The sequence below is a fragment of the Nocardiopsis sp. KDC1DS13DA1 genome, from assembly GCF_055632325.1.
This window is the reverse complement of sequence record NZ_JBVMUY010000017.1, coordinates 346,951-358,199: the sequence shown is the minus strand read 5'-3', so window position 1 is coordinate 358,199 and position 11,249 is coordinate 346,951. Positions and strand designations below refer to the sequence as shown.

Annotated in this window: 5 protein-coding genes; 3 read left to right on the top strand and 2 right to left on the bottom strand. The window is 70.0% G+C overall.

Annotation, left to right across the window (positions count from 1 at the left end; all coding sequences use genetic code 11):
* Positions 1-314: 314 nt before the first annotated feature.
* Entirely contained in the window at positions 315-794 is a 480-nt protein-coding gene (locus ACTVAJ_RS13635; RefSeq protein ID WP_470388486.1) for a hypothetical protein, read from the top strand.
* Between the two features lie 190 nt (positions 795-984).
* Here the strand turns inward: ACTVAJ_RS13635 and ACTVAJ_RS13630 are convergent, their stop codons facing one another.
* Entirely contained in the window at positions 985-1,623 is a 639-nt protein-coding gene (locus tag ACTVAJ_RS13630; protein ID WP_470388485.1) for a response regulator, read from the bottom strand.
* Between the two features lie 6 nt (positions 1,624-1,629).
* On the bottom strand, positions 1,630-6,054 hold the full coding sequence (locus ACTVAJ_RS13625; RefSeq protein WP_470388498.1) for a HAMP domain-containing protein: 4,425 nt from the start codon (positions 6,052-6,054) through the stop codon (positions 1,630-1,632).
* Positions 6,055-6,418: 364 nt separating this feature from the next.
* Here ACTVAJ_RS13625 and ACTVAJ_RS13620 point away from each other — a divergent pair, with 364 nt between their 5' ends.
* Together ACTVAJ_RS13620 and ACTVAJ_RS13615 are read left to right on the top strand one after the other, a co-directional pair.
* Entirely contained in the window at positions 6,419-8,614 is a 2,196-nt protein-coding gene (locus ACTVAJ_RS13620) for a SpoIIE family protein phosphatase (RefSeq protein WP_470388484.1), read from the top strand.
* 229 nt (positions 8,615-8,843) lie between these two features.
* Positions 8,844-11,243, top strand: coding sequence for an ABC transporter permease (locus ACTVAJ_RS13615; protein WP_470388483.1), 2,400 nt, complete (start codon positions 8,844-8,846; stop codon positions 11,241-11,243).
* The last annotated feature ends 6 nt before the right edge of the window (positions 11,244-11,249 follow it).

The window sequence follows — 11,249 nt, the reverse complement described above, 5'->3', positions numbered from 1 at the left end:
AGCCGAGCCGCGAGCGAGGAACGAGCGACCGGCGAAAGCGACCACGAAGAACCCCGTACCCCACGCCCCGAGCCCCGTGCGAACGTGTGAGCACGCACGAACACCGAGCGTACGGGGTTCTGCAGGAGGAGCCGAGCCGCGAGCGAGGAACGAGCGACCGGCGAAAGCGACCACGAAGAACCCCGTACCCCACGCCCCGCGGGGTGGGTCCCGTCCGTTGAGGGTGGTGGAGGGCGACGGGCTGGCTCGCGGAGCGGTGCGGGCACGACGAGCCGGATCGTGTGCCCGATGGGTCAGGTGTGAGGAGGACCGCGGTGGAGCGCCGGAGACTGATCGGGATCGTCGGGGCCGGGCTGGCGGCCCTACCCGCCTGGTGGGCCCTGCGTCGGGTGGTGAACGGGGCCGAGGAGGGCTGGCGTACCGACACCGCGCCGTTGGAGCGGGCGTTCCCGCTGCTGGGCCCGCTCACCGATGCCATGTGGGTGAGCAGCCGGGAGCACGATGATCGGGGCACTGCGTCGCCGGAGCTGGTGATCTCGGGTTTGGCCCGGCTGTCGCCGGGGAGAGTCGGCGAGCTGACAGCGGCCCACGCCCTCGTCTCCGGGGGGCCGACCGATGACTTCTCCTCGTGGTTCGAGAAACCGCTCAGGGGCGAGGGGCCGGACGGCCCGCGGTGGATCCGGTCGGACGAGCTCGACCGCCACGGCAGCGGTTACTCCGCCGACCTGTGGTTCGACCGCCGCAGCGACACCGTCCGCTTCTGGGCGCTCAACCCGTACGTGCAGGTGCACTGACCGCTGAGGCCGGTGACACGCACTCCGGTCGACGCACGCGAAGCGGGCCTTCGGCACCGCCACGCGGTGGCCCGCCCCCCCGTCCCTCACCCTCTCGGGTCAGCACGCCCGGGACCTGTCCCTTGGAACGGTCGCCCGAGGGGGTGCCGTTACACGGTCCGCAGCGCAGCGGAGGAGCCGAAAACACCGGCTAGGCGGGCCCGTGCAACGTGTCCACCAGCGTGGACAGCTGGCCCACCGAGCGGTCCATCCTCCGTACCCCGTCCACCAGCGGCTGGTCGGTGTCCTGGTAGTTGGCCATGATGTGGTCGCGCAGCGCGGCCAGGTCGCTCTGGACCTGGTGGGAGCGCTGGGCGAGCCGCTCGGCCAGGACCCGGCCCGGTTCGCCGGTCTCCTGCCCCAGGTCGCGTTGCAGGGTGCGCGCCTGCTCGCGCATCTGCGCCTTGAGCTGGTGGAGTTCGACGAACACCTCGACCTTGGAACGCAGGACCCACGGGTCGAACGGCTTGAGCAGGTAGTCCACCGCGCGGGAGGCGTAGCCGCGGAAGACCTCGTGCCGATCGACCTCCTGGGCGGTCAGGAAGATGATCGGCACGTCCTTGGTCTTCTCGCGCTGCTTGATGTGCGCGGCCGTCTCGAAGCCGTCCATGCCCGGCATGACCACGTCGAGCAGGATGACGGCGAAGTCGGTCCCCAGAAGGTGCTTGAGCGCCTCCTCACCCGAGTTCGCCCGGACCAGGTTCTGGTCGAGGGAGGTGAGGGCCGCCTCCAGCGCGATCAGGTTCTCTTCTCGGTCGTCCACGAGAAGGATGTTGGCCTTCTGGGTCACTGCGCGTTACTCCAGGTCCTCTGTCGGGGCGGTGCCGACACCGCGGGCGTCCCGGTTCGGGTGGTCCCCGCCGTCGGCGCGGGTGTCGTCGTCCGTGGCGCCATTGTGCCCCCTGCGGGGCTCCGCCGCGTCGTCGCCCCCGGATCCGTCCGCGTCGGCGGTGGCCCCGGCGACGGTCTCGGACGGGTCGGCGGTCAGCCAGCGCCGCATGACGTCCAGCAGGTGGTCGAGGTCGACGGGCTTGGTGACGTAGTCCGTGGCACCGGCCGCCAGACTGCGCTCCCGGTCGCCCTGCATCGCCTTGGCCGTGAGGGAGATGATCGGCAGCTCCTCGAACTGGGGCATCTCCCGAATCGCCCGCGTGGTCGCGTTGCCGTCCAACTCGGGCATCATCACGTCCATGAGGACGAGGGAGATGTCCTCGTTGGCCTCCAGCATGGCGATGCCGGAGCGGCCGTTGTCGGCGTACAGGACCTCCAGCCCCTGGGCTTCCAGGGCACTGGTGAGGGCGAAGACGTTGCGCACGTCGTCGTCGACGATGAGGACCCGCTGGCCGCTGAGGACGGCGCGCCGTTCGGGGTCGGTCCGTGCCTCGACGCGCTCACCGCCGGGCTCGGACGCCCGCTCGCTCTCGGTGGCCGCGGGTTCGGGGGCCTTGAGCACCGGAACGCTGGGCAGCGGCTCGTTGCCGATGTCGGTCAGGGCGGCCAGGGCCGCGTCGAAGTCCTCGTCCGGCATGACGTATTCGCCGTCGGCTCCGCCGTCGGTGAGCGGGTCCTGGACGGCGGAGGGCCCCAGTGCCGGAACCGTGTCCACACCGGTGGTCTCCTCGCCGCGCTCCCCCGCGTCCTCGGGCAGGCGCACCGGGAGCAGGAGGGTGAAGGTCGATCCCTGGTTGGCCACGCTCTGGACGCGGATCTCACCGCCCAGGAGCCGCGCGAAGTTCCGGCTGATGGACAGGCCCAGGCCGGTGCCGCCGAACCGGCGCGACGTTCCGCCGTCACCCTGGTGGAAGGCCTCGAAGATCACCTGGAGCTTGTCCTCGGCGATCCCGATACCGGTGTCGGCCACGGTGAACGCGATGACCTCCTCGTCCTCCACGAACATGTCGAGGTCGGCGTCCTCCAGCGCCCACGCGGGCTCGATGAGCAGGCGCACCTCGCCCTGCGGCGTGAACTTCACCGCGTTGGACAGCAGGTTGCGCAGGATCTGCTGGAGGCGCTGTTCGTCCGTCCACAGGGTGCCGGGGATGTCGGGTGAGACGTCCACCGCGAACGCCAGCCCCTGTTCCCCGGTGACCGGGCGGAAGGTGGCCTCCACGTAGTCGACGAGCTGGGCGATGGACACCTCGCTGGGCTGGACCTCGGCACGGCCCGCCTCCACCTTGGACAGGTCGAGGATCTCGTCGATGAGCAGCAGGAGGTCGCTGCCGGCCTTGTGGATGGTCTGCGCGAACTCGACCTGCTTGGGCGAGAGGTTCTCCTCGGCGTTGTCGGCCAGGAGCCGGGCCAGGATGAGCAGGCTGTTGAGCGGCGTGCGCAGCTCGTGCGACATGTTCGCCAGGAACTCCGACTTGTACTTGGAGGAGACCTGGAGCTGGTGGGCGCGCTCCTCCAGGGCGTTCCTGGAGCGCTGGATCTGCTGGTTCTGGAGTTCGATCGCCCGGTTCTGGTTGGCGAGCTGGGTGGCCTTCTGGCGGAGTTCGGCGTTCTTGCCGCGCAGCTCCTCCTGCTGGCGCTGGAGCTCGTTGGAGCGCTCGCGCAGCTGGCTGGTGAGCTGCTGGGACTGTTCGAGGAGGTACTCGGTGCGGTTGTTGGCCAGGATGGTGTTGATCGTGGTCCCGAGCAGGGCGACCAGCTGGCGCAGGAAGTTCTTGTGGATCTCCCGGAACTCCTCGTAGGAGGCGAACTCGATGACGCCGAGCGAGCGCTCCTCGGAGACGATCGGGAGGATGTACAGGTGGCGGGGTTCGGCCTGGCCGAGACCGGACCGGACGGTGACGTAGCCCGAGGGCAGGTTGCTGACCTGCTGTTCGACCTGCTGCTCCAGGGCCTCACCCGCCAGGCCGACGCCCTTGCGGATGCGCCGGCGGCCCTCGTCGGGGGAGAACCCGAAGCCCGCGTAGAGGCGGAAGACGTCCTGGTCCCCCTGCTCCTCGGGGAGGTAGCAGGCGCCGTGCTGGGCGTCCATGAGCGGCGTCACCTCGGTCATGATGAGGCGTGCCAGCTCGTGCAGGTCCCGGTGACCCTGGATGTGGCCGGAGATGCGGTTGAGGTTGGACTTGAGCCAGTCGGCGTCCTGCTGGGTGGCGGTGGTCTCGCGCAGGTTGGACACCATCAGGTTGATGTTGTCCTTGAGCTGCTCCATCTCGCCCCGGGTGTCGACCTGGATCCGGCGGGTCAGGTCGCCCTCGGCCACGGCGTTGGCGACCTCGGCGATCGCCCGCACCTGCGTGGTCAGGTTGCCCGCCAGGCCGTTCACGCTGTCGGTGAGCTGCTTCCACGTACCGGAGACGCCCTCGACCTTGGCCTGACCGCCCAGCTGGCCCTTGCTGCCGACCTCGTGGGCGACCCGGGTGACCTCCGTGGCGAACGCGGAGAGCTGGTCCACCATCGTGTTGACGGTCGTCTTGACCTCCAGGATCTCGCCCTGGGCGTTGACGTCGATCTTCTTGGTGAGGTCACCGGCGGCGACCGCGGTCGTGACCTCGGAGATGTTGCGCACCTGCGTGGTGAGGTTGTGCGACATCGAGTTGACGTTCTCGGTGAGGTCCTTCCAGATCCCCGACACGCCCTTGACGTCGGCGCGCCCGCCGAGCTTGCCCTCCGTGCCCACCTCGCGGGCCACCCTGGTCACCTCGTCGGCGAAGGCCGAGAGCTGGTCCACCATGACGTTGATGGTGTCCTTCAGCTCCAGGATCTCGCCCTTGGCGTTGACCGTGACCTTCTTGGTCAGGTCGCCCGCCGCGACCGCGCGGGTGACCATGGAGATCTGCCGCACCTGGTAGGTCAGGTTGTTGGCCATCGAGTTGACGTTGTCCGTCAGGTCCTTCCAGACCCCGGAGACGTCGCGCACGTGGGCCTGGCCGGCCAGTTTGCCCTCGGTACCCACCTCACGCGCCACCCGCGTGACCTCGCTGGCGAACGAGTCCAGCTGGTCGACCATCTTGTTGATGGTGTCCTTGAGGTCGAGCATCTCGCCCTGGGCGTCCACGGTGATCTTCTTGCTCAGGTCACCCTTGGCGACGGCCGTCGTCACCTGCGAGATGTTGCGGACCTGGTAGGTGAGGCTGTTGGCCATCGAGTTGACGTTGTCGGTGAGGTCCTTCCAGATCCCCGACACGCCCTTGACGTTGGCCCGGCCGCCCAGCTTGCCCTCGGTACCGACCTCACGCGCCACCCGGGTGACCTCGTCGGCGAACGAGTCGAGCTGGTCGACCATGGTGTTCACGGTGTTCTTCAGGGCGAGCATCTCGCCCTGCACGTCGACCTCGACCTTGCGCGTCAGCTCGCCCCGGGCGACGGCGGTGGTCACCTGGGAGATGTCCCGCACCTGGTTGGTGAGGTTGTCCGCCATGGAGTTGACGTTCTCGGTGAGGTCCTTCCAGATGCCCTGGACCCCGCGTACGTTGGCGCGCCCGCCGAGCTTGCCCTCGGTGCCCACCTCGCGGGCCACCCGGGTGACCTCGTCCGCGAACGTGGACAGCTGGTCCACCATCGTGTTCACGGTGTCCTTGAGGTCGAGCATCTCGCCCTGGACGTCGATGGTGATCTTCTTGCTCAGGTCACCGCGCGCGACCGCCGTCGTCACGGCGGAGATGTCGCGCACCTGGTTGGTGAGGCGGGAGGCCATCTGGTTGACCGACTCGGTCACCTCGCGCCAGGCACCGGAGACCCCCTCGACCTGCGCGCTGCCGCCGAGCTTGCCCTCGGTGCCCACCTCGCGGGCCACCCGGGTGACCTCCTCGGTGAAGCCGCTCATCTGGTCGGCCATGCGGTTCACGGTGGTGGCCAGGCGCAGGAGGTCGCCCTTGAGCTCGCCTCTGCGGCCCTCGGTGGAGGCGCGGCGGGTGAGCTGTCCCTCGGCGACGGAGTCGAGGACGCGGGCGACGTCGGTGACGGGTTCGGCGACCTCGTCGAGGAGGTCGTTGAGGGCGCGGGCGGTCTCGTCCCACGCGCCCCGGGAGGGGTTGACCGCGACCCGCTCGTGCAGCCTGCCCTCGTCGCGGACGACCTGGCCGACGCGCTGGAGTTCGGTGCTGAGCTGTTCGCTGTGGTCGACCACCTCGTTGAAGACCGAGGCGATCTCCTTGATCGTGCCGCTGCCGCGCTGGCGGAGGCGCACGCTGAAGTCGCCGTCCCGCATGCGGTACAGGGCACTGAGAATCTCGTCGAGTTGTTCCTCAGCCAGTTCCTTGGCCGCGTCGGGCATCGAACCCCTCCTGCTGGTCTGTTCCACCTCGGCTTCCCACCCGTACACGCTCGTGGCCCGGGTCCGCCGAGGCGGAGCCGGTCGCGCGCCGGTGCGCCGAGAGGGGGTCCTCACCCGCGCCCGACGACACCCGTCACGCTACCGCCGCGCTATACCACCCGAAAGAAGCGGATGTGTCGGTGACTTAGACTAGCTGGCCGTGGTGCCCGGCACAGGCGGGTCGGCCATGTCGGTCTTCCCCGGACGGGGCTCCCGGACGGGGCTCCGCCGCATCCGCGCCTCCCGGGATGCGCCTCCGGCGTATCGTTGCAGAGGCAGGCGTACTCCCCGCCGCCCACGCCCAGTGACGAAGGACTTGCACGTCTTGCCAGTACACGACGCGTCGAAGGTCGCTCGACGAGACTTCCCGCCCACCCCGGAGACGGCGGCCGCGGCCCGGGAGTTCGTCCACGACACCCTCCTGTCATGGGGGGTGCCGGATCCGTTCGACGACGTGATCCTCCTGGTCAGCGAGCTGGTCACCAACGCCGTGATCCACGCGCGTTCTGCGCTTGAGGTGGCGGTGCGCCGTGTCGAGGGCTGTATCGAGGTGATGGTGACCGACTCGGCCCCCGACCGCGCGGTGCCGCAGGCCGGTCCGCTGCGGGTCGACACCGGCCCGACCGGCGACGACCGGAGGCCGGGCGGTCTCGGGCTGGCCCTGGCCTCGGCGATCGCCTCGAGCTGGGGGGTGAGCTACGGGCGCGAGGACAAGGCGGTGTGGTTCCGCATCGAGGACGCCGCACGGCCGTCGTCGCCGTCGCTGGAGTCGCCTCCGGTGCGCAGGAGCGCCTCGGGCGGCAACCGCCCGACGCGCAGCGCGTGGTCGTCGCTGGACGCGGCGCTGAACTCGCGGCTGAGCCTGCGGCAGCTCCTGGAACGGACCGTGGAGTACGCGGCGACCGCGCTGGGCGGGGACGCGGCCTACATCGCGCTGGCCACATCGGACGAGACCATGTGGGAGGTGCGCTCGGCGGTCGGGCTGACCGTCGACGACGCCCCCTGGCGCCCGCTGCGCGTGCGCACCGAGGAGACCTTCCCGTCGGCGGCGCCGGAGCCGGGGCCGACGATCAACGACGACCTGATGATCGCCCGCGCCAACCGGGGGCGGCTCTCGCGTGCGGGGATGCGGTCCCTGGTGACCGCGCCGCTGATCGTGGACGGCCGGGTGACGGGCCTGCTGGGGGTGGCGTCGAAGCGGACGCGGCACTTCGGTCCGGCGGCGGCGCAGCGGCTCCAGGACGGCGCGGACCGCATCGCCCTGCCGGTGGAGCGGTCCCGTCTGGCCGAGGTGGAACTGAGCCGCCGCGCGTCGCTGAGCTTCCTCGCCGAGGCGAGCGACCTGCTGGCGGGAACGTTGGACGAGCGGATGACCGGGGCTCTGGCGGCGCAGCTGATCACGTCCCGGCTGGGCCGGTGGTGCGCCATCCACACCACCAACGACCTGGGCGTCTACCAACTGACGCACGTGGTGCACCGGGACGAGAACCTCAACGACATCCTGCGGGGCCTGCTGTCCGGTGAACCGCCGCGCGAGCAGCGCGAACCGCGCCCCCTGTGGACCCCGGCGGAGCTGGCGGACGAGGGGCTGGCCGAGGAGCTGGTCCGCGAGCTCACGCACGGCCCGGCGATCAGCATCCCCCTGGTGGCGCACGGCCGTGCCCTGGGCCGGATGACGATCGGCAACGACGAGTCGGACGACCTCACCCGCGACCAGGTGGACGTCGCCGACGACCTGAGCCGCCGGGTGGCGTCGGCGATGGAGAACGCCCGGCTGCACGAGCGGCAGGCGTCGATGAGCGGAGCGCTCCAACGCAGCCTCCTTCCCGCGAAGGAGAAGGAACCGGTCATCCCGGGTGTGGACCACGCGGTGTTCTACCGCCCGGCGGACGAGAAGAACGTGGTCGGCGGGGACTTCTACGACGTGTTCGCGGCCAGCGGCCGGTGGTGCTTCGCGGTCGGCGACGTGTGCGGGACGGGGCCGGAGGCCGCCGCGATCACGGGGCTGGCCCGGCACACGCTGCGGGCGCTGGCCAGGGAGGGGTTCTCCCCGGCGCACATCATGCAGCGGCTGAACATGGCGATCCTGGACGAGAACACCTCGACCCGGTTCCTGACCATGCTGTACGGGGAGATGACCCCGGCCACGGACAACGGCGGCGGGATGCGGGTCCGGATGGTGTCGGCGGGGCATCCGCTGCCGCTGCGGCTCAACCAGAAGGGCGAGGTGACCTCGTTCGGGTCGTCGCAGCCGCTGCTGGGCGCGTTCGAGGACGTGGGGTTCGAGACGGAGAGTGTGGACCTGCGCCCCGGCGAGGTGGTGCTGGCGGTGACCGACGGCGTGACCGAGCGGCGGAGCAACTCGGACATGCTGGGCGACGAGGGGCTGAAGGAGATCTTCTCCGGGTGCGCCGGGCTGACCGCGCAGGCGGTGATCAGCCGGATCGACCGCGAGCTGGAGGAGTACGCGCCGGGAGGGCACACCGACGACACCGCGATGATGGTGCTGCGGCTGCTCTAGGAGCGACGGTCGGGCCCGGGTTTGCGCTCGGGGTCCCGTGCGCCGGGCCTCCCCGGCGCCTCGCACTGTTCCGTATCTCAGGGTGCGTTCAGGGGCGGATCCGGAGGCGGGCCAGGGGCGGTGACGGACACCATCGAGGCATGAACACTGCCTTCGGCGCGGAGGGGGCCGCGAGCGCGGCACCCCCCGCGGACAACGCGCACCGGGTCCCCGGAGTCGGGAGCTCCGGGTGAACAGGCGTGCGTCCCCCTACCTCCGGTACGCGTACAACGACCTGGTCAGGAACAAGGGCGTCAACACCGCACTCGCCGTGGTCCTCACCCTCAGCGCGTTCTTGATGGCCACCGGATTCATGGTCACCGAACGCCTGGTCGGATCGGTCAACCAGCTCTTCGACGAGGCGAGACCGCCGCATTTCCTGCAGATGCACAAGGGTGACCACGACCAGGAGGCGCTGGACCGCTTCGCTGCGGAGCATCCGGAGATCGACGCCTGGCTGGTGGAGGAGATGCTCGGCTTCGACGGTTCGGGCATCGCCTGGCGGCGTGCGTCGACCGGAGAGTCCGGCACCTTCTCCGACAGCCTGATCGACAACCTCGTCGTCACGCAGAACCAGGAGTTCGACTTCCTGCTCGACGAGGCGGGGGGAGTTCCACGGCCCTCCCCGGGCGAGGTCTACGCCCCGGTCGACTACCGGCACAGGTACGGCCTGCGGGTCGGCGACGACCTGAGGATCATGACGGACACCGGCGTCCACGACCTGCGTGTCCAGGGGTTCGTGCGCGACGCGCAGATGGCGTCGTCGCTGTCCTCCGCCACACGGTTCCTGGTCTCCGAAACGGACTTCGAACACCTAGGCCGTGCCGGGGGCGGGGCCCCCGAGATCATCGTCGAGTACCGGCTGGCCGACCCCTCCTCGGCGTCCGCGTTCCAGCGCTCGTACGAGTCCGACCAGGCCCTGCCCAAGAACGGGCAGGCGGTCACCTTCGAGATGATCCGCCTGCTCAACGCGTTGGGTGACGGACTGCTGGCCGTGGCGCTGGTGTTCGCGAGCCTCGTGCTCATCGCGATCGCCCTTCTCAGCCTGCGCTTCGTGATCCGCGGGACGTTGGAGGACGAGGTCCGCGAGATCGGTGCGATGAAGGCCGTCGGCCTTCCCGACAGGGCGATCGCCGGGCTGTATCTGTCGAAGTACAGCGTCATGACCCTCCTCGCGTGCGTCGTCGGCGGTGTCCTGGCCGTCGCCGCGGCCGACCTGCTGACGCGGAGCATCCGGGTGAACTTCGCCGAGGCGCCGCCGGGGGCCGCATCGTTCCTGGCGCCGGTGGTCGCGCTCGCGCTCGTCTACCTGTTCGTCATGGCCGTCTGCCGCGGTGTCCTCAGGGGGGTCACAAGGATCCAGGTGGTCAACGCCCTGGTCCACGGCAGCGCCCTCGATGAGCGCCAGACCGCGCGACGCGCCCAACGGCAGGCCAGAAGGGCTCGGCGGACCGGTCTGACCTCCTACCGGGGCGGCGTCAACGGACGCCTCGCCCTGGTGGATCTTCGGGTGGAGGGGAGGCGGTGGGCCCTGATCCCCGTCGTCTTCTTCCTCGCGTCCGTCCTCATGACGCTCCCGGCGAACCTCCTCAGCACGTTCGAGAGCCCCCGCTTCGTCACGTACATGGGGTCACCGGAGAGCGACCTGCGCGCCGACCTGCAGTTCTCCGACGATGTCGACGCCGTCCGCGAGGACATGCTCGCGCGTATGCGCGACGATGACCGGCTGACGGACGTGCGTGTCCTCGCCCACGTGCTGGGCGAGGTCGAGGGGGAGGAGGGGACGGCGGCGCTGCGCGTGGAGGTGGGCGACCACTCCGCCGGCACGGTCGAGTTCCTGGAGGGCGGGCGCCCCGGCCCCGGGCAGATCGCGCTCTCCGTCCTGAACGCGGACAGGTACCGGGTCTCGACGGGGGATGAGATGGTCGTCCGCACCGGCGGGGAGCCGGCCAGACTCACCGTCAGCGGGATCTACCAGGACGTCACCAGTGGCGGACACACCGCCAAGATGCAGGGTGAGGTGACGAGCGGCGCGGTCGGGTACGTGATCCACGCGAACGTACGGGAGGGGACGGCCCCCGCCGCCGTCGCCGACGACTACGGCGAACTCTTCCCGACAGCCACCGTGATCCCCATGCGGGAGTTCGTCCGGCAGACGATGTCGTACGTGACCGGCGCCTTCCAGGGTGCCGCCGTCCTGTCCTTCGTCTTCGGGGTGGGTGTGGCGCTGCTCATCACGGTCCTGTTCCTCCAACTGGTCCTGTCGAGGGACCGACGGAAGATCGGCGTCCTGTCCGCCGTCGGATTCTCGGGGAAGGAGATCGTCGGCCAGGTGAGGGTCAAGACCCTCGTCACGGTCGTCTCGGGAACACTGCTGGGGCTCGTGTTCGCGGCCACGGTCGGGGAGTCCCTCGTCGGCGCCCTCATCTCCCTGGCGGGGCTGGGGATCACGGAACTCCACTTCATTCCGAACCCGCTGCTCGCCTATGTGGCCTACCCGCTGTTCCTGATCGGTGCCGGATACCTCGGCGCCGTGGTGCTCACCGCTCGGATCCGCGATGCGGACAAGAGCTCATGGCTTGAAGGATGAATCGGA